The sequence below is a fragment of the Frigidibacter albus genome (genome assembly GCF_009908165.1).
GTDB lineage: Bacteria > Pseudomonadota > Alphaproteobacteria > Rhodobacterales > Rhodobacteraceae > Frigidibacter > Frigidibacter albus.
Window position 1 is genome coordinate 247,248 of record NZ_JAAAUC010000005.1, and the last position, 19,455, is coordinate 266,702.

Genomic DNA, 19,455 nt, shown 5'->3' on the forward strand with positions numbered 1-19,455 from the left:
CCGCATGACCCTAGGCGCCCGCCGTCGGAATGAACATGGGCGCTTTGGCTACGCCTGCCCCGGGGGTGGCCACGTTTCGTTGCCGCACCTTGGATCCTCCGGCGCCGCATCGGCACGGGCAGCCTCCACAGGCAAGTTCCGCGCCGGATCGCTCAATGTGCGGCGCGGGAACGGCGGGGAACCTCGGCCGCGTCCCCGGCGTTTGCCCCGCGGCGCGGACCGGACCGCGGGGCCACTGGAGACATGGCATGAAGGGTATTCTGGCCTGGGCTATCGGCATCCCGATCCCGATCATCATCTTGCTGTATCTGGCTGATATTTTCTGACCCGCGCCCCTCCGTCCGACCCGAGGCGGGCGCGAGAGTGCCTTGGCCAGTTGCGCGCGTGGCGCGGGGGGCCGGGGCCGCCTGACCCGCCTCTGCCAGCGGAGGGAAGCTCTGCTGCCAGAACTCTGCCGAGGTCATCGCCGGGTAGGCCACAAGGTAGCGCCGGCGCAGCGCGGCATGACCATGCAAAAAGGCCAGCAATGTCAAGCCGATCTGCCAGATCAGGGCCAGGAACCGCGCGTCGGACCGGCGCACGGTATAGGCCTTGTCCTCGCCGGGCCGGTGATAGCTGATCCGCCGGCAGCCGCGCACTGCCGCCAGATCTGCCCGCGCGCCGCCCGGCAGCACCGCCTTGCCGGCCCAGAGCCGGGGCAGCGGCAGCAGGTGGCCGTTCATCGTGATCCACAGCAGGGCCGCTGCGACCCGGCCCCGCAGCCTCGGCCGGCGCGGCTCCAGCTGTGCGCCCGACCGCGGACCCCAGACTTCGGCGCTGGCAATGGCGCCAAGCGTCAGCCGCCGCACCGACATATCGGCATTCGCGGCAAAGAACTCCGGCCCCTGCATCACGTCGCGCCAGGCCAGCAGCTCTGCGGCGGCCGTCTCATAGTGAAAGCGGGCGAGGCTGCGCGCCAAAAATCGTAGCGGAATCATCGCGGTAGCCCAAGCCCCCTGCCCCAGCCGCTCCACCGCCAGGTGATGGACCATGTGGCTGCGCAGGTCGAGGTAATGGGTTGTCACCGACTCCTTCTCGGTGAAATCGTCCTGGAAGGACACAACGCCGTTGAGCGTGACGGACCGGAAGCTATTCGCCAGCGAGAAGCTGACATCGTCGCCGCGCACGAAGAAGGGGAAGGGCCGGGCGCGGACAGCCGCGACCGGGAAGGCGAAAAACCAGAACCCCCCATAGAAGTTGGGATCTGCCGGGGCAGAGGTCTGGAATTCCATCTCCAGAACCTCGTCTCGGCGGCGCAGGTCGCGCCCGCCCTGCTGCGGGCGGCAATGCTGGTCGAAGGTCGCGCCCGCTTCCCACATCGCCCATTTATGGGTGTTGGAGATCATCGCCCCCGCCACCGCCGTGCGCGGATCCTGCGCCCGCGACAGGAAGGCGAGCGTGCGGTGGATGCTTTCCATGTGGAAGGCGGCGTCGTCATCCATGAACAGGCAGTGATCAAACCCCCAGGCCTCGGCCTCGGCCATGCCGCGGGCAAAGCCGCCGGCGCCGCCCAGATTGCGGTTCGCCACCCGGTCGACATGCGCCAGGTCGCCAAGCTCGGCGGTGCCGCCATTGTCCACGACAAAGGCATGCATCTGCCCCGCAAACTCGGACCCGGCGATGAAGGTATCGAGCCGGCCGGCCGTGCGCGCCACCTCGGCCTCGCGCCGGAAGGTGGTGATGCAGATGCCAAGACGCGGCTGGCGCAGGGGCGGGTCATCGGTGACGAAGCGCGCGCCCCGCAGCACGGTATCCCAGATCGCCCGCAGCTCGAAGAAGATCACCCCAGCGGTGGCGTTGACGGCGAAATGCGACAGGTCGAGAGAGAGCCGGCCCTGCTCGGGCAGTTCATGCAGGGCGCAGGCCAGCAGTTCCCACGAGCGGCCGGGGATGGCGTGATAGACGCGCAGCTCGAACCGGCCCTGCGCCTGCACCTCGAGCGAGAGCGAGGAAAACGGGGCGGCGCCGTGCCATTTCCCGATCGAGAGCAGGTTGAAATAGGTGTCGAAACAGGCGACGCCGCCACCGCCCAGCCAGATCGTGCCGTCGCCGAGATTGACGCCAGAGGCCCCGTGCAGATGCACGTAAAGCTCCATTTCCGTGCAGATCCCCTGCTCTGGCAGGATCATGTGCTGGAGTGTCAGCGGGGGGGTCGGGGTGGTCGGCATCAGGAAAACTCCAGGCTTCGGACAAAGGGGAGGAAGGTTTCGGCAAGGCCGGGCTCGAGCGTGGGTGAGCCGCCGCAGAGGCGCGGCAGGCTGCGGCCAGCCCCCCGCAGCCGCGCCAGCAGCGGCGTGCGCACGGCGCGCGCCGCCTCGACCTCGGGCACCGGACGCGGCAGGGCGGCGCGGTTCATCTGCGCGAAGAAGGGCTTGCCGGACAGCGTGGTCAGGAAGGCCTCCGACGGCGCGAAGGCATCGAGCAGGGCGGCGCGGTTGGCGGCGCCGAACATCTCGACATCCTCGCGGGGCGGCGCGCCGACCCGGTCCGAGACCGCGATCAGGAAATCGCAGAAGCGTTCGACCTCGGGCTGAGGGAACTGCGTGGCAGCGCAGCGGGCATATTCGAGTAGCGCCGGATGGATCGAGAGGTTGACCCGCCGCTCCGGCGCCAGCCCCGGCGGGAAGGCCAGCCCCGATTGCGCGACGAAATCCGCGACCGAGCCGCCGGCCGCCACCACATCGGCATAGTTGCGCAGCGAAAGCCGCGCCTCGGGGAAGGCGGTCAGCCAGGGTGCCAGCAGCAGCGCGTAATCGAGATGGATGGTGCCGCGATACTCCTCCAGCCCCTGCGCGCGCAGCGGATCCACCCGGTCGCCAAAGCGGATGCGCTGCGCATGCCAGGCGGCAAGATACTGGTCCGGCCGGCGCAGCGTGCAATGCAGCGACACCTCCGCCCCCTCGAACAGCCGGCCCAGCTGGCCGATCAGCCCCGGCGCCCAGGCCCCGAAATTGGCGAACACCTCGGAGCACAGGATCACCGCACGCGGCTGATGCACCCGGATCTGGTTGCGGATCGCGGTTTCCATCTGATGCACCGAGGGCAGATCCGGGTGCCAGGGCGGCACCGGATACTGAACCGCCTCGAACAGCATCCGGAAGGCGAGGGCATTGTGCGATTCGCGCGCATTCCACGGCTGCGGCTCGGGGTCAGGGCCGACCAGCGCCTGACGCAGCAGCCGGGCATGGCCGTCGCTTTCCACCGGCGGGTAGAGGATGCCGGCGCGCAGCAGGGCCGCCGCGTTGCGCCACAGGAAATCCTGCAACGAGGTCGAACCGACCTTGTGATGACCGATGAACAGCAGCAGCTTCATGCGGCATCCTCCTGCGCCGCGGTCTTCGGAGCGCCGCGGGCCGAGGCTTGCGGCGGCACAGGGCGGCGGGCACTTGCGGCCAGCGCCAGCACCTCCTCATGCGGGCGGCCAAGGTGCCCCCGAACCCCGTCCAGCACCGCGAGGCTCAACAGCCGCAGATAGACCTTTCGCTCGGGGCCGCGGTAATGGCGCGCCCGCAGGGCCCATCGCGCAAGACGCACCAGCGCCACCGGCCCGAACAGCCAGCGCCCTGCCGCGGCACGGAACACCTGCAGCAGATTGCGGTGGTGATAATAGGCCTTCCACAGCGGCCGGTAGATCCAGGCGCTGCCTTGGAGGGTACGGCAATCATGCTCGAACCGGATCCGGGGATCGAAGCCGATCCGCAGCCCCAGCGCCCGCATATGCAGCGAATGCAGCACATCATCGCCATAGATGAACAGCCGCGCATCAGGGAGACCACCCATTTGCCGCGCCCGCCGCGACAGGAACAGGCCGACGAAAGAGGCGATGTCGATCTCGGTCGGGGTCTCGGCCAGATAGTCGGCATCGGTCAGGTGGAAGGCAGGCCGCCCGCGGACCAGCGTCGCCGCAAAGCGCCGGAGGCTGGCAAAGGGATTGCGCGCCGGCCGGTTCATCTCGGCGATCCGGCCGGCGGGGTCGCGCACTGCGGCCGCCACCGCATCCCATCCGGCCGGGGGCGCGGCGCGGAACCGGGCGATGGCGCCGGGCGCCGGGCGGGCGTCATCATCCATCACCACGATCCAGTCGGGGTCTGCCCGCGCCTCCAGCTCTGCCAGCCCCAGCGCGAAGCCGCCGGCTCCGCCGAGGTTGCGCGGCGGCGACAGCAGGACCAGCCGCGGATCGTGGAGGCCGGCGAGCCAGGCCGCGGTGCCATCCGGGGCATCGCCGCAGGCGCCGTTGTCGACGATGCAGATCCGGTCCAGCGGCGCGGCCAGCAGAGCCTCGACCGTGGCGCGCAGCTGCGCCGGGCGGTTGCAGGTGACGACGACCGCCGCCATGGACGGAGGCCGATCGGTCGCCCAATCCGACTCTGGACAGAGGGCAGGATCGGGGGTGCGGCAGCGGACTGCATCGGAGGTCATTGCACCCTCACAGCGGGGCGTGGACGAAGGCAGGCACCGGCTTGCGCGCCGTGCGGCTCGCCAGAAACGCCGCGGCGGTATCCATCGCCTCGCGGATCGTCACATCCATGTCGAGATAGCGGTAGGTGCCCAGCCGGCCGACGAAGGTCACCCGCTCGGCCCCGGCCGCGCGGGCAGCGTAGTCCCCCAGCAGCGCCTTTTCCGCGACCAGCCGCACGGGGTAATAGGGCACGTCGCCCGGGTCCGCGGCACGGCTGTATTCGCGGTAGCAGATGGTCGCATCATGCCGCTCCCAGGGGGCGAAATACTTGTGCTCGGTGATGCGGGTCCAGGGCACGGTGACATCGCCATAGTTCATCACCGCGCAGCCCTGCCAGTCACCCCGCTCACAGAATCGCTCGAAATCCAGCGTGCGATAGCCGAGGCGGCCGGCGTCGTAGCCGAACCAGCCATCCAGCGGGCCCGCATAGAAGACATGGTCGAAATCCTGCGCCATGCCCGGTTCGAAGGGCGTGTCGAGCAGCACGCAGATCCCCGGATGGTCGAGGATCCGGGTGATCATCGCGGTATAGCCGTCCTCGGGCATCCCCTGGAACCGATGGAAGAAATAGTTGTCGTCATAGGTAAAGCGCACCGGCAGCCGCTTGAGGATCGAGGCGGGCAGTTCCGAGGGCGCGCAGCCCCATTGCTTCATCGTGTAGCCCTTCAGGAACGCCTCGTAGAGATCGCGCCCGACAAAGCGCAGCGCCTGTTCCTCAAAGCTCGCCGGGTCCTCGATACTGGTATCGGCCTGATCCTCGATGAAGGCGGCGGCCTCCTCGGGGCGCAGGGTGCGGCCGAAGAACTGGTTGATCGTGTGCAGGTTGATCGGCAGCGAATAGACCGAACCGCCGGTCGTGGTCTTGACCTGGTTCTTGTAGGGCAGGAACCGGGCGAAATGGTTCACATAGTCCCAGACGCCGGCATCATCGGTGTGGAAGATATGCGGGCCATAGACATGCAGCATGACCCCGGTTTCCGGGTCCCGCTCGGTATGGCAGTTGCCGCCGACATGGCTGCGCTGGTCGATCACGGTGACGCGGTGCCCGGCCTCGGCCAGCGTCCGCCCGATCACCGCGCCCGACAGCCCGGCCCCCACCAGCAGAAGTTTTTCAGATCTCATCCCGGTCCCTTTCTGGCCGACCCGGCACCGGCGAGTCTGCCGGCGCGTCCCATGGATCGAATCCTTCCCATGGCAGGGTTAATGGCGACTTACCCGTTTTGTTCTTTTCCGCACCGAAGGCCGCGTACGGACCGACGGCACCACCACGACCTCACAGCCTCGTCCCGCTGAGGCGCAGGTCCGGCGGCGGCGCGGCGGTGTCTTCATAGCCCTCGACCCAGCGGCTGATCGCCTGCAGCGCCCGCGGCAGTGCCTCCTCCTCCACCGCCTCGCGCAGGTCGCGCAGCAGGGCCGCCACCTCCACCTCGGAGGGGAAGGCCTCTTGCGCGGCATAGATCTTGGGATGTCCCGCCGGGCGCGCATTGCCGCCGATCAGCAACTCCTCATGGCGCTTCTCGCCGGGGCGCAGGCCGATTTCGAGGATCTCGATTTCCCCGTCCGGGTTCGCGGCATCCCGGGGGGTGCCGCCCATCGCCTCGATCACCTGCCGCGCCAGATCGCCGATCCGCACCGGCGCGCCCATGTCCAGCAGGAAGACCTCGCCGCCCCTGGCCAGCGAACCGGCACGCAGTACCAGCGCCACCGCCTCTTCCACCGTCATGAAGAAGCGGGTCACGTCATGCCCGGTCACGGTGACCGGGCCGCCGCGGGCCACCTGTTCCTGAAACAGCGGGATCACCGAGCCGGAACTGCCGAGCACATTGCCAAAACGCACCATCGAGAACAGCGTTCGCCCCCCACTTCGCGCCGCCATGTCCTGAATCACGATCTCGGCCAGCCGCTTCGAGGCGCCCATGATATTGGTCGGGCGCACCGCCTTGTCCGACGAGATCATCACGAAGCGCCGGACGCCTGCCGCCCGCGCGGCGCGGGCCAGAACCTCGGTCCCCAGCACATTGTTCGCCAGCCCCGCCAGCGGATTGGCCTCGACCAGCGGCACATGCTTGTAGGCGGCAGCGTGCAGCACGATGTCGACGCGCTGCGCCGCGAACAGGCGGCGCAGCAGGCCGGCCTGGCCCACAGAGCCAAGCACCGCCACCAGCGCGACGCCCGCCTCCTCGGCCAGCGGCCGCAGCTCGCGCTCGATGGCGTAGAGCGCGTATTCGGCATGGTCGAGCAGCACCAGCCGCCGAGGCCGCAGCGACAGGATCTGCCGGCACAGCTCTGCCCCGATGGTGCCGCCAGCGCCGGTGACCAGCACCGTGCGCCCGGCGTAAACCGCCGCCAGCCCCTCCAGCGCATCCGCGACGGCAGCACGGCCCAGAAAGGCGCCCGGCAGCACGGGCTGCAGCCTGTCCGGCGCGGCCTCGGTGCCGATCATCTGCGCGAAGGAGGGCACCGATTGCACCTCCACCCCCAATGGCTGCAGGGCGCGCGCGATCACCGCCTGCCGCGCCCGCGGCAGCGCCGGCATCGCCAGCACCACGCGGCCGATGCGCTGGCGGGCGACAATCTCGGCCAGCCGGGCGGGGCGATGCACCGGCAGGCCCGCCACCGTCAGCCCCTGCAGGCCGGGATTGTCATCGACGAAGGCCACGGGCCGTATCGCGGCATGGCGCTTGAGCGCCGAGACCAACTGGATCCCGGTCATCCCTGCGCCGTAGATCAGCACCCGCGTCACCGGCGCCTCGGAGCGATAGAGCGCCTCAAGCGCCTGCAGCATCCCCAGCCGCATCCCTGCCGCCAGCAGCACGAACAGCAGCGCGAACACCGCCCAGAGCCCGGGCGGCAGCGCCAGCCCCGCGAGCAGCGCCAGCGCCGCGCCAAGGCCGGCCAGTGCCGTGCCGTGCAGGGCGGTGCGCGCGAGGCCGGCCCCGTCATAGGATTTCAGCCGGGCGCGCGGAATGCCAAGCGCCAGCGCCAGCGCCGCCGCAGCCAGCGACAGCGCCGGCGCGAACAGCCACAGACCCTGCAGCGCGGCGGGCCCGCGCAGGCTGCTATCCTGCGCGATCAGCGCCAGCCACAGGGCGAGCGGTGCCAGCGCCCCGTCCATGAAGACCAGAACCGCCATCTTTTCCGCCCGGCCAAGCGACCGGGCCAGATGCAGCAGCGGGGGAAGGACCGAAGCGAAGACCATGGCCAAGCCTTGCACGAAGGGGGTTAACGGCGCGTTGTGATGATCGCGGCAAGGCGGGATGGCACTTCCGCGGGCCGGCGCGTTCTTGGGGGATGGAATCCGGCGTGCAGGCGGGGTCGCCTCGCGCAAGGCGGCGCCGCAGCACCTCGATCGGGCGCCGCTTTGGGGCGCGAGGCACGGGCAAGGATGCGCCGCAATGTCGCCGGCGATCCGCGACAGAATGACAAGCCCGACTGCCGCCGCGACAGATCGGGGCGTGGCAGGTGGCCAGCGCCGCGGTCCGGATGCGCCCCGGCTAGGCCCGCCCGCGCCGCCGCGCCCGCGGCCGATCGCGCAGCCGGCCGGCAGCACTGGCCAAGGTGCGCGCCAGAATTGCCAGATCGGCGCAGGGGGTGCGCCGGGCCTGGTGGATCAGGTCGATCCGCGCCTTGCGCGGCACGCAGCGGCGCGTATAGGCGGCCTCCGTCTCGGCCCGCGTGCGACAGGCGGCCAGGATCCGCTCCTCATGCCGGTGAAAGACCAGCGTGGCGAGGCCGGTCACCCCGGGGCGGGTTTGCAGCACTTGCGCATAAAGGTCTGGAAAGGCCTCGACATAGCGGCGCAACGGCGGGCGGGGGCCGACCAAGCTCATGTCGCCGCGCAGGATGTTCCACAGCTGCGGCAACTCATCAAGCCGGCTGCGGCGCAGCACTGCGCCGAGCCGGGTGATCCGCGCTTCCTTGTCGCCGCCCGATACACCGCAATCCGCCGGATCGGGGGCCATCGTGCGGAACTTGACCAGCCGGAAAGCCCGGTCCGGGGCCCGCATCCGCTCTGACAGGTAGAAGACCGGCCGGCCCTGCAGGGCCAATGCAAGCAGCGCCACCCCCAGGATCAGCGGCGACAGCAGCAGCGCCAGCAGCGCGGCAAGGCCGAGGTCGAAGGCGCGGCGGCCAGCGGTCATGGCAGGCCCCCTGCGGCGCGCCACTCGGCGATCAGCGCGGCGGGGTCCGCGGCGGGCAGCGGCACGATTGCCTCCACCGCCCCGGTATCGAGCGCGGCCAGCGCGAGGGTCTGCGGAGTCGCGGCCCGCCAGCCAAACTCGCGTCCCGCCGCCACGCAGAGTGCCGCCATCGCCACCGGACCGGGCTGCGCCAGATTGAGCACCGATGCCAGCCCCGCGCCGGACCCTGCCCGGGCCGCCAGCGACATCAGCGCCCGGCCAAGCGTCACCGGCCCGATCACCGAGCGCATCGGGCTGCCGCCGCCCGGGCAGAGGTCGAGCATGACCGGCTGCCCCCCCGCGATGGCCGCCGAGAGCGCATCCGCGCCGACCACATTGCCCATCCGCAGCACGCTGACCTGCGGCACGCCGCTGCCAGGCCGGACCTGCAACGCAACGCGGCCCTTGGCAGCGCCCTGCGCGCCCCCCAATGCCAGCGAAGCCGCAGCCCCGGCCCCCTTCCACTCTGCGCCCTTGGCCGGTGCGGCCCGCAGCGCCGCCTCCATGTCCACCTTGGCGCGACCATAGCCCGACTGCGGGCGCAGTGGCGCATCCTCGCGCCAGGGCGTGCCCTCGGAGCCATAGACGGCGATGCTGGAGGCGATGAACACATGACCGATCCCGGCCGCCGCGGCGGCGTCAACCGCAACCAGCGCCAGCCGGGTGTTGGCCGAAAGATCGGGCCCCACGGTGGCTCCAGCAAGGCAGATCATCACCTCGACGCCCTGCAGCGTCTTGGGGGCAGGCTCCGCCAGCGGATCCCAGGGCTCCACTCCCTCGCCGCCCCGGCGCGAGAGCCACAGCGCGCCCGGCATCGCGCCGGACCGCTGCAGCAAGCTGCCGACCCGCCCCCCTGCGCCCAGAACGGCGATCCGTGGCGCGGCGCCGGTCATGCCAGCCGCTCCATCGCCACCGTCTCGCGCATGTTGCGCTCGTGGTGGCGGATCGCCTCCTCGACATCGTCGTAAAAGGTCAGCCGGCCGTTCTCCAGCACCGCCCCCGCATCGCAGATCCGCCGGATCATCCCCATGAAATGCGACACCACGATGGCCGAGGATTGCCCCAGCCGCTCGATCAGCAACGCCTCGCTGCGGGCCTTGAAGGCGGCATCGCCGACCGAGGTGACCTCATCCACCAGATAGGTGTCGAACCGGATGCCCATCGAGGCCCCGAAGGCGAGGCGCGAGCGCATGCCCGAGGAATAGGTGCGGAACGGCAGGCGGAAATGGTCGCCGAGCCCGGCGAAATCCTCGACGAAATCGCACAGCTCGCCGGTATCGACCCCGTAGATCCGGGCGATGAAGCGGACATTCTGCGCGCCGGTCAGGTCCGGGTGGAGCGAGCCGGCAAAGCCAACCGGCCAGGAAATGGTGCCATCGGTCAGCACCTCGCCGGCATCGGGGTCCATCGTGCCGGCGATCATGCGCAGCAGGCTCGACTTCCCGGCGCCGTTGCGCCCCAGCAGCGCGACGGAGCGCCCCGTGGGAAACTCCGCCGTCAGCCGGTCCGCGACCAGCTTGCGGGCGCCGTTCAGCCGGTAGGTCTTGGACAGGTCCTGCAGCCGGATCATCCCTACCTCCGGTCGCGGATCGACCAGGCGATCAGGGTCAGCACCGACCAGCCCAGCAGCAGGAACAGCCCCGCGAGCGCCGCGATCCGCAGCCGCTGCGGGTATTCCGCCGTCTGCGCCAGCGTCGGGCGCACATGCGCGGCCAGATAGCGGTTCTGGCGCTGCGCCTCGGCCCGGGCGAGGTCATGCGCGGCAAGGGCCGAGAGGTAGCTCTGCTCGGCAAACTCCCGCTCCACCGTCAGCCGCTCGAACTCGCCCACCACCGTGGCATAGGCCTCGCCGCCGCTGCCGGCACCGAACTTGCCACGCTCTGCCGCGATCCGCGCCTCGATCACCGCGATCTTGTCCTGTCGCAGTCGCGCCCGGGGGTCCGCGGCAGTCGTCGCCTGCAGCAGCATGTCGAGTTCGATCAGCGCCTCGGCCAGCTGGGTGTTGAGCGTGTCGATCACCCCCATCTGGCTTTGCAGATCCGCCTCGGGATCGACGATCTGATGGGTGCTGCGAAAGCCGGTCAGCGCCGCGCGCGCCGATTGCAGCCGCGCCATCGCCCGGTCCAGCTCGTCCTGCGCGTGGCGGGTGGCATCGGCGCGGGCGGCGGCAGAGAGATCGTTGATCATCGCCGTGCTTTCCTCAAGGATCGCCGTTGCCAGCTGCTGCGCGCCCTGCGGCGTGAAGGCCAGCGCCGTCAGCTCGAGGATGCCGTCGCCCTGATCGTAGGAGATTCGCACCATCCGCTGCCAATGGTCGCGCAGATCCTCGACCGTGGCATCGGCGGGCAGGGTGAAGACCGGGTCGGGCCCCGGGCGGCCATACATGGCGCGCAGGTCCAGCTTCGCGTCGATGCGCGCCACCATGTCCTGGCTGCGGATGAATTCATAAAGGATGTCGGTATCCGAGGAACTGCCGGTCGAGAGCCCGGCAAAGCCGCCCAGCATCTCCATCGGCGAGGCCTGATCCTCGCGCCGGACCGAGAAGGAGGTGACCGAGGCATATTGATCCTCTGCCACGGCCCACAGATACCAGACCAGCGCTGCGAAGGGTAGCAGCACCAGCAGCGCAAAGGCCCACATGGCGCCGCGGTGCCGCGGCCTCAGCCGGGCAGAGCCGGGCGTGGCGGCAGGCTGAGGGGCGCGCGGCAGCGGGGCAGCGGGGCGCGGCGCGGGCAGCATGTGCTGTGCGGTCTGCAGGGCGTTTTGCGGCTTGTGCAGCGCCTGCGCCACCAGCGCATTGCCGCGATGGCCCACCGCCGGCCCGCCGCGGGGCGGGGCCGGGCGCTGCGGCTGAACTGCCTCGGGCCGTCCAGTGTCAGGCCAGTGCGGCGCGGGCTTTGGCCCGCCGATCTGCACCACATTCTGCGCGGCGGGGTGCGGAGTGGCCCCCTGCGCGGCGCTCTCTCCCGCGACCGCGGGCCTGTTCAGCGTGCCTTCTGTCACATCGCCCCCCGGCGCCCGGCGCCCGTTTGCGTTTCGGAAACCAATCTCGCGCCAGATGGCAGCGCGGGTCGGCAAGGCCCGGCATACAGCAGGGATGGTCAACCGATGCTTAAGGCGGCCCGGAAAATCCGGCGGGGCAAAACGGTGCGCGCCGTGGCGGCGCTGATCCTGCGCGAGATGGAAACCACCTTCGGCCGCTCGCCCGGCGGCTATCTCTGGGCGGTGGCCGAACCCGTGGCGGCAATCGCGCTGCTGTCTGTGGCATTTTCGATCGCGCTCAGGGCGCCCGCGCTCGGCTCCAGCTTCGCGCTGTTCTACGCGACCGGCTATTTGCCCTTCACCATGGTGCTCGACACCGCGAACAAGGTGGCGAACGCCATCCGCTTCTCGCGCCCGCTGCTGACCTATCCGGCGGTGACCTTCCTCGATGCGCTGCTGGCGCGGTTCGCGTTGAACCTGCTGACCCATGCGCTGGTCTTCTGCCTGGTCATCGCCGGGATTGTTGTGGTGCTTGGGGCGGACATCACCCCAGATCTGCCGCGGATCCTGTCGGCGATGGCCATGGCGTCGGTCTTGGGGCTGGGGATCGGCGCGCTGAACTGCCTGTTGTTCAACACCTGGCCGCTGTGGGAGCGGATCTGGCAGATCGTCACCCGGCCACTGTTCATCGTGTCGGGCGTGTTCTTCCTGCCCGAGGATATTCCGGTGCCCTACGACTTCTGGCTGGCGCTGAACCCGGTGGTGCATGTGGTGGGCGAGATGCGCCGGGGCCTCTATGCGGGGTATGAGACGCCGGGGGTGTCGTATGTCTATGTCTATGGTCTCGGCCTTGGCTGCCTCGCGCTTGGCCTTGTGCTGCTGGGGCGGCACCACCGCGCCATTCTGGGCGAGGGGTGAGCCGGGACCTCAGGCAAAGACGAAGTCATCGGCCCCGAGGCTGCCCGCGGCCACGCCCTCCAGCGTGATGGTGCCGCTGCCGTAGTCGATCAGCGCATTGCCCGCGCTGTAGGTGATGGTCAGACTGGAATAGCTCTGCCCTGTGCCCTCCAGCCGGATCACGTCGAGGCCGTCCTCGAAATCGGCGATCCGGTCGGCGCCGTCGCCGGGACGGAACACGAAGGTATCGGACCCGGTGCCGCCGACCAGAAAGTCATTGCCGGTGCCCCCGATGATCCAGTCCTCCCCCGCCCCGCCATAGAGCTGATCATTGCCACCGCCGCCCTCCAGCCGGTCATTCCCGTCCTCGCCATAGAAGACGTCATCGCCCGCGCCGCCCTTGATGATGTCATCGCCGGTCCAGCCCCAGACGGTATCGCCCTTCCCCGGCGCGGTCTGGGCGCTGTCATCGAAGAGGTCATTGCCCGCGCCCAGCATCACCGTATCGCTGCCCGGCCCGCCCCAGACCTGATCGTCGCCATTGCCGGCGCGGATCGTGTCATTGCCCGGACCGCCATGGATCCGGTCATTGCCGTCGCCGCCCTCGATGTAGTCGTCCCCTTCCTCGCCATAGAGCAGATCGTCGCCGCCCCGCCCGTAGATCGTGTCATTGCCCGGCCCGGCATAGACGGTGTCGGCCCCTTGCGGCCCGGTCTGGTCATTGTCGTAGAAAATGTCGTCGCCATTGCCCAGATAGACCAGGTCGCGGCCGTTGCCGCCCCAGACCTGATCGTCGCCATCGCCGCCGCGGATCAGGTCATCGCCGTTGCCGCCATAGAGCTGATCGTCCCCGCCATTGCCGATCAGCGTGTCATTGCCGTCCTCGCCGTAGAAGACGTCATCCCCGGCGCCGCCCTTGATGATGTCATTCCCCGTCCAGCCCCAGACGGTATCGCCCGGCCCCGGCGCGGTCTGGGCGCTGTCGTCGAAGACATCATCGCCCTCGCCCAGCATCACCGTATCGCTGCCCGCCCCGCCCCAGACCTGATCGTTGCCGGTCCCGGCCCGGATCGTGTCATTGCCCGGACCGCCATGGATCATGTCATTGCCTTCGCCGCCCTCGATGTAGTCGTCCCCCTCCTCGCCATGCAGCACGTCATCGCCGCCCCGGCCATAGATCGTGTCATTGCCGGGCCCGGCATAGACGGTGTCGCCGCCCTTCTCGCCGGTCTGGTCATTGTCGTAGAAAATATCGTCGCCATTGCCCATGTAGATCAGGTCGCGGCCGTTGCCGCCCCAGATCTGGTCATCGCCATCGCCGCCGCGGATCGTGTCATAGCCGTTGCCGCCATAAAGCTTGTCGTCGCCCCCGCCGCCTTCCAGGATGTCCTCGCCATCCTCGCCGTAGAAGACGTCATCCCCGGCGCCGCCCCTGATGATGTCATTCCCCGTCCAGCCCCAGACAGTATCGCCCGGCCCCGGCGCGGTCTGGGCGCTGTCGTCGAAGACATCATCGCCCTCGCCCAGCATCACCGTATCGCTGCCCGGTCCGCCCCAGACCTGATCGTCGCCATTGCCGGCGCGGATCGTGTCATTGCCCGGACCGCCATGGATCCGGTCATTGCCGTCGCCGCCTTCGATGTAGTCGTCGCCCTCGCCGCCATCCAGCAGGTCATTGCCGGCGCCGCCCAGTATGGTGTCGTTGCCGGCCAGCCCGAAGATCTCGTCGTCCCACTCGGTGCCCACCAGATGGTCCGGCCCCGGCGTGGCGACGATGTCCGGCGTCGTCAGCACCAACGGCGGCCTGTCGGGGCCGATGAAGCCCCCGGGGAACACCTGTGCCAGCGTCAGCGAGCGGCCGTCGGCGGAATAGATCTCCAGCACCTCGCCGCGATAGCTGATGATCGCGCCGTAGCTGGTGGACTGGAAGGTCAGCTGCGAAGGGTCATAGAGCATCGGCCAGGCCGACAGGTCCAGCCGGTCCACCCCCGCCTCGAAATCGGTGATCGTGTCCAGCACGCCATCAAAGCTCAGCACGAAAATGTCGGCGCCGCTGCCCCCGGTCATCCGGTCGCTGCCGGCGCCGTCCACCAGGATATCCGCCCCCGCTCCGCCGGTCAGCGTATCATTGCCGGCGCCGCCCATCAGCAGATCCTCGCCCGCGCCCCCTGCAAGCGTCCCGCCCGAACCGGGCGCGGTCAGCGTGACCCCAAGCGCGGCGACCGGCAGCACGAACTGGCTGATCCCCGGCTCGGATTGCGAGGACACGAAGACCTGGATGTCAGAGCCGACCTGCACCGCGGTGATCGCAGCGACATTGTCGAGGGTGGTGGCGGCGCTGTCGCTGATCGTCTGCAGATAGACCAGCGTGCCATCGGGCAGCAGCGTGAACAGCGTCAGCCCGTCATCGGCGCCGCCCACAATGATGAAGGCGCGGTCGCCGACGGTGATCGCCTCCAGCGCGGTCACGCCGTCAAAGCGGGTGTCCAGCGTGTCGATCACGTGGTCGGTGGCGGTCAGGCTGCCATCCGCGCCGACCGCCACCACGCTGATCGAGGAGGAGCCGGCCGAGGCCATGATCGCATAGGTCGCGCCACCGATGGTCACCGTCTGGATTCCCGTGGGCGTGTTGACCCCCAGCCCCTCCTGCGCGCCGATGCCGCCCACCAGCGTCAGCGCCCCGGTCGCCGGATCGACGCTGTAGCTGGCAACGCCGTCGCCGCTGGCCGAGGCGGCCAGCACATAGGCTGTGCCACCCACCGTCGCCGTTGCCATCGCCGACACGTCGCCGCCATAGCCGCCTGTCGCCTGCGCTCCACCCGCCGCCGTCAGCGCAAGATCGGGTGCAACCGCATAGCCGGCGATGCCGCCCCCCGCGCCCTCGGCCGCATAGACATAGGTCGCGCCGCCGATGCTGACCGAGACGAAGGCACTCGCACTGCCCGGCCCCGCCACGCCGGTGCCGGGATCCAGCATCCCGGTCCCCGACAGGCTGACCCCGCTCAGCCCGCCGCCATTGGGCGACAGCAGCAGCACCTGATTGCCGACCTGCACCACCCCGATCTCGGCCACGGGCACGGTCGCGCCAGACCCGGGCAGCCCCTGCTGGTCCACCAGCTTGGGCGCCTTGCCCGGCGACAACGCGAAAGTGGTAACCCCGCCCCCCGCGCCGCTGGTCGCCACAAGGAAGGTGCCCTGGGCCGTCGTGACGACCTCAAGATCCTGCACCCCCGAAAGATAGCTCATCGCCCCGCCACCGGCGGAGCCCCCATACACCATTTGTGCCACTGTCCACCCCTGAACGCAGGCCAATCCACCACGGCCGACCTTGCCGCGGCGTGGTTGACAGGGCCTTTCGGAACCGGGGCGGAAATGTGGCCTTTGGGGGCAATTGTCGGCAGGGGGGAGGGGAACAGGTCAGGGTGCGCAGGCGCAGAAGAGGCTGCAGACGTCACCGTCAGAGGGCAGCGCCCGTCCGCCGGGTGGGCGCTGCAACGGTGGTTCTAGGCGCTTTATGGTGCGGCGCACCTCCACCGGCGTTCTAGGCGCAACGGTTGAGAAGCGCCCGCCCGAGGGGGCGGACGGGCGCTGCCCGGCGGCGCTGAAGCGCCTTGTTCCGGGCAAGGAAGAGAAGGCAAAAGAAGTAACTGGTGTCAGAGAGCTCCCGCCAGATACCGCAGCATCACCGGCCGGCAGCCCTCGGCCCAGACCGCGCGCAGCAGGGTGGCGAAGGTTTCGGCCACCTCCGGGTTCTCGCCCAGATCGCCATAAACCTCGCGCATCGCCAGCCATTCGGCGGGATCATCCTTGGCCCGCGCCGCCCGGGCCGTCAGCATCTCCCAGTTCGGATCGTTCGGCGCGATCTCGGCCCCGCTTTCCGTCGTGCCAAAGCAATAGCGGCACCACAGCGCCGAGAGCAGGATCAGCCCGGTCGGCTCTCCCCCCGCCGCCAGCACGTCGCGGATGGTCGGGATGATGAACTTCGGCTGCCGGTTCGAGCCGTCGAGGCACAGCCGCCGCACCGTGTCCGCCACCTCGGGGTTGGCAAAGCGTTCCACGATCAGTGCCTTGTAATCTGCCAGGTCCTGCCCCGGCACCGGCGGCACCACCGGGATCACCTCGGACGACAGGATCCGGCTGAGGAAGGCACTGACCAGCGGCTCTTCCATCGCCTCATGCACGAAATGGATGTCCATCAGCCCGGCGGGATAAGCGATGATCGCGTGCCCGCCGTTCAGGATGCGGATCTTCATCGTCTCGAAGCGGTCCACATGCGGGGTGAAGGTCACGCCGACCTTTTCCAGCGCCGGGCGGCCGGCGGGGAAGTTGTCCTCCATCACCCATTGCCGGAACGGCTCGCAGGTGACGGGGGCGGCATCGTCGAGGCCCAATTCCGCCGCCATCTCGCGCTCGCGCGGGCCGGTGGCCGGGGTGATGCGATCCACCATCGAGTTGGGAAAGGCCACCGCCTCGGCGATCCAGCCGGCAAGCTCCCCGTCCTGCAGGGTTGCCAGCCCCACCACCGCGTCGCGGGTGACATGGCCGTTATGGGGGACATTGTCGCAGCACATCACGGTGAAGGGCTGCACCCCCGCCGCGCGCCGCGCCCGCAGCGCCGCCACGATGGCGCCGAAAACGGTGCCCGGACGGTCCGGGTTCGCCGCGTCGTGCAAAATGTCGGGATGGTCCGGGCTGAAGGTATTGGTCTTGGGATCAATGTAATAGCCGCCCTCCGTCACCGTCAGGCTGACGATGCGGATGGCGGGGTCCGCCATTGCCGCGATCAGGCTGGGGTTGCCCGGCTCCACCGGAACAAAGCCGGTCATCGCGCCGATCACCCGCGCCGAATGGGCACCCGGCGCCAGCTCGATCACGCTCGACAGGTAGTCCTGCGCCGCCAGCACCTCGCGCATCCGCGCATCGCCCTCGCGCACACCGGCGCCAAGGATCGCCCAGTCATGGCCCTCGCCCAACGCGAACAGGTCGTCGAGATACACCGCCATATGCGCGCGGTGGAAGTTGCCGCAGCCGACATGCACGATGCCGGGGGTCAAGCCTGCGCGGTCATAGCCGGGGCGCAGGGTGGCTGCGGGAAGCGCGGAAAGGGTGGCGTTGGAAAGGGTCATGTCAGCTCATCCAGTTGCCGCCATCGACATTGTATGTCTGGGCGACGATGTAGTCGGCCTCGGGCGAGGCAAGGAAGATGGCCATGCCGGTCAGATCGGCAGCGGTGGCCATCCGGCCAAGGGGAACCTCGGCGCCGACAAGGCGCTTCTTTTCCCCCAGCGGGCGGTTCTCGTATTTGGCGAACAGCGCGTCGACGCCGTCCCAATGCTCGCCATCCACCACCCCGGGCGCGATGGCGTTGACGTTGATGCCATGCGCGATCAGGTTCAGGCCTGCCGATTGGGTCAGGCTGATGACGGCGGCCTTGGTCGCGCAATAGACGCCCACCAGCGCCTCGCCGCGGCGCCCAGCCTGGCTGGCCATGTTGATGATCTTGCCGCCCTTGCCGCGCGCGATCATCGACCGCGCCGCGGCCTGCATCATGAACAGCGTCCCCGCGACGTTGATCTGGAACAGCCGGTCATAGCTTTCGCGGGTAATGTCCACGATGGGCGCCAGATCGAACAGCGCCGCGTTGTTGATCAGGATGTCCAGCCCGCCCGTCCGCTCCTCCACCGCCGTCACCGCGGCGTCGATGCTGGCCTGCTGCGTCACATCGAGATGCAGCGCATAGGCGCCGGGGCCGATCTCCGCCGCCGCCGCCTCTGCCGCTTGCAGGTTGATGTCGGCAATCGCCACCACCGCGCCCTCGGCCACATAGGCCGCCGCAAACGCTTTCCCGATCCCGCGCGCCGATCCGGTGATCAGCGCGGATTTCCCCTTCAGCCGCATCAGATCGCCAGCCCCGCGGCATCGAAGCGGTGGATCTGCGTGGCATCCGGCGTCAGGAACACCTTGTCGCCGTGGTAGAGGCCCACGTCGCCCCCCGCCCGCAGGTTGAGGGTGCCATGCTCGGTATGCACATGCAGGAAGGTGTCGGAGCCGAGGTGCTCGGAAACCCCGACCGTCCCGGCCCAGTCCCCCGCCTCGCGGCTGACGGCGATATGCTCGGGGCGGATGCCGATCTCATGCGCGCCATGCTTGGCCGCCTCGGCGGCGCCGATGAAGTTCATCCGCGGGCTGCCGATGAACCCCGCCACGAAGCGGTTCGCGGGCGCGCGGTAAAGCTCCAGCGGGCTGCCCACCTGCTCGATCTTCCCGGCCTGAAGCACCACGATCTTGTCGGCCATGGTCATCGCCTCGACCTGGTCATGGGTCACGTAGATCATCGTGGTCTTCAGCGTCTGGTGCAGCTCGGAAATCTCCAGCCGCATGTTCACCCGCAGCGCGGCGTCGAGGTTCGACAGCGGCTCGTCGAACAGGAAGGCCGAGGGGCTGCGCACGATGGCCCGCCCGATGGCCACCCGCTGGCGCTGCCCGCCCGACAGCTGGCCCGGGCGCCGGTCCAGATAGGCGCCAAGGTTCAGCACCTTCGCCGCCGCCTCGACCTTGGCGTCGATGGCCGCCCTGTCCAGCCCCGCCATCTTCAGCGGGAAGCCGATGTTCTTGCGCACCGACATATGCGGGTAGAGCGCATAGCTTTGAAACACCATCGCCAGCCCGCGCTTGGCGGGGGGCAGCCCGGTCGCATCCTTGCCGTCGATCTCGATCCGCCCGCCGCTGGTATCCTCCAGCCCGGCGATCAGCCGCAGCAGCGTGGACTTGCCGCAGCCCGAGGGCCCGACGAACACCACGAATTCGCCCTTGCCGATGGTCAGGTCCAGCGGCGGGATCACTTCGGCGTCGCCAAAGCGCTTGGTCACGCCCTTCAGTTCGATATGGCCCATTCTG

At 69.3% G+C, this 19,455-nt stretch carries 14 protein-coding genes; 1 reads left to right on the plus strand and 13 read right to left on the minus strand.

What is annotated here, in order from left to right:
• Positions 1–152: 152 nt before the first annotated feature.
• The 9 genes from GVY41_RS10030 to GVY41_RS10070 all read right to left on the minus strand — a co-directional run bounded on the left by GVY41_RS10030 (position 153) and on the right by GVY41_RS10070 (position 11,682).
• Positions 153–2,207 carry a glycosyltransferase family protein gene (locus GVY41_RS10030; protein WP_161345963.1) on the minus strand — a complete coding sequence of 685 codons (2,055 nt, stop codon included), beginning with the start codon at positions 2,205–2,207 and terminating at the stop codon, positions 153–155.
• On the minus strand, positions 2,207–3,352 hold the full coding sequence (locus GVY41_RS10035; RefSeq protein WP_161345964.1) for a hypothetical protein: 1,146 nt from the start codon (positions 3,350–3,352) through the stop codon (positions 2,207–2,209). The genes GVY41_RS10030 and GVY41_RS10035 overlap by 1 nt, the downstream gene beginning before the upstream one ends.
• Positions 3,349–4,374 (minus strand): glycosyltransferase, encoded by a 1,026-nt coding sequence (locus GVY41_RS10040; RefSeq protein WP_229726020.1) that lies wholly within the window; start codon positions 4,372–4,374, stop codon positions 3,349–3,351. Before GVY41_RS10040 ends, GVY41_RS10035 begins: the two co-directional genes overlap by 4 nt.
• Before the next feature lie 91 nt (positions 4,375–4,465).
• Positions 4,466–5,620, minus strand: coding sequence for a UDP-galactopyranose/dTDP-fucopyranose mutase family protein (locus GVY41_RS10045; protein WP_161345966.1), 1,155 nt, complete (start codon positions 5,618–5,620; stop codon positions 4,466–4,468).
• Between the two features lie 151 nt (positions 5,621–5,771).
• Positions 5,772–7,697 carry a polysaccharide biosynthesis protein gene (locus tag GVY41_RS10050; RefSeq protein WP_161656889.1) on the minus strand — a complete coding sequence of 642 codons (1,926 nt, stop codon included), beginning with the start codon at positions 7,695–7,697 and terminating at the stop codon, positions 5,772–5,774.
• A 295-nt stretch (positions 7,698–7,992) separates the two neighbouring features.
• Positions 7,993–8,640, minus strand: coding sequence for a sugar transferase (locus GVY41_RS10055; protein ID WP_161345967.1), 648 nt, complete (start codon positions 8,638–8,640; stop codon positions 7,993–7,995).
• Positions 8,637–9,572, minus strand: coding sequence for an NAD-dependent epimerase/dehydratase family protein (locus GVY41_RS10060; RefSeq protein ID WP_161345968.1), 936 nt, complete (start codon positions 9,570–9,572; stop codon positions 8,637–8,639). The genes GVY41_RS10055 and GVY41_RS10060 overlap by 4 nt, the downstream gene beginning before the upstream one ends.
• The gene (locus GVY41_RS10065) at positions 9,569–10,249 is read right to left on the minus strand and encodes an ABC transporter ATP-binding protein (protein WP_161345969.1); all 681 of its coding nucleotides are present in this window, start codon (positions 10,247–10,249) and stop codon (positions 9,569–9,571) included. Before GVY41_RS10065 ends, GVY41_RS10060 begins: the two co-directional genes overlap by 4 nt.
• 2 nt (positions 10,250–10,251) lie before the next feature.
• On the minus strand, positions 10,252–11,682 hold the full coding sequence (locus GVY41_RS10070; protein ID WP_229726021.1) for a KpsE/RkpR family capsule polysaccharide export protein: 1,431 nt from the start codon (positions 11,680–11,682) through the stop codon (positions 10,252–10,254).
• A 105-nt stretch (positions 11,683–11,787) separates the two neighbouring features.
• Between GVY41_RS10070 and GVY41_RS10075 the strand changes: the two genes are divergently transcribed.
• A complete protein-coding gene (locus tag GVY41_RS10075) occupies positions 11,788–12,579 on the plus strand; it encodes an ABC transporter permease (protein WP_161345970.1) in 792 nt (263 codons plus the stop codon).
• 9 nt (positions 12,580–12,588) lie between these two features.
• Here the strand turns inward: GVY41_RS10075 and GVY41_RS10080 are convergent, their stop codons facing one another.
• The 4 genes from GVY41_RS10080 to GVY41_RS10095 all read right to left on the minus strand — a co-directional run bounded on the left by GVY41_RS10080 (position 12,589) and on the right by GVY41_RS10095 (position 19,451).
• The gene (locus tag GVY41_RS10080; protein WP_161345971.1) at positions 12,589–15,804 is read right to left on the minus strand and encodes a hypothetical protein; all 3,216 of its coding nucleotides are present in this window, start codon (positions 15,802–15,804) and stop codon (positions 12,589–12,591) included.
• 407 nt (positions 15,805–16,211) lie between these two features.
• The gene (locus tag GVY41_RS10085) at positions 16,212–17,684 is read right to left on the minus strand and encodes a mannitol dehydrogenase family protein (RefSeq protein WP_161345973.1); all 1,473 of its coding nucleotides are present in this window, start codon (positions 17,682–17,684) and stop codon (positions 16,212–16,214) included.
• Position 17,685: 1 nt separating this feature from the next.
• Positions 17,686–18,456: an L-iditol 2-dehydrogenase gene (locus GVY41_RS10090; protein WP_161345975.1), complete on the minus strand. Its 771-nt coding sequence runs from the start codon at positions 18,454–18,456 to the stop codon at positions 17,686–17,688.
• Positions 18,456–19,451 (minus strand): ABC transporter ATP-binding protein, encoded by a 996-nt coding sequence (locus tag GVY41_RS10095; RefSeq protein ID WP_161345977.1) that lies wholly within the window; start codon positions 19,449–19,451, stop codon positions 18,456–18,458. The genes GVY41_RS10090 and GVY41_RS10095 overlap by 1 nt, the downstream gene beginning before the upstream one ends.
• Positions 19,452–19,455 lie beyond the last annotated feature (4 nt).